This window comes from Erwinia sp. PME.40.26/001 (assembly GCF_055556675.1).
Genome location: NZ_JBVHNP010000270.1, coordinates 1 through 258 on the forward strand (window position 1 = coordinate 1; position 258 = coordinate 258).

Annotated in this window: 1 protein-coding gene; it reads left to right on the forward strand. The window is 64.3% G+C overall.

Annotation, left to right across the window (positions count from 1 at the left end; genetic code table 11):
* Positions 1–258, forward strand: a 258-nt coding sequence (locus tag ACZ3HG_RS24145) for an efflux RND transporter permease subunit (protein ID WP_465334967.1), incomplete at both ends; no start/stop codon positions are given.

Sequence of the window (258 nt, forward strand, 5' to 3'; positions counted from 1 at the left end):
TGTACGAGAGCTGGGCGGTGCCGTTCGCGGTCATGCTGTGCATTCCGTTCGCCGTGTTCGGCGCCTTCGCGGGCCTTGCAGCGCGCGGCATGGCGAACGACATCTATGCGCAGATCGGCCTGATCATGCTGATCGGCCTCGCGGCGAAGAATGCGATCCTGATCGTCGAGTTCGCGAAGCTCGCGCACGAGCGCGGCGCGAGCCTTGTCGATGCCGCGATCGAAGGTGCGAAACTGCGTCTGCGGCCGATTCTGATGA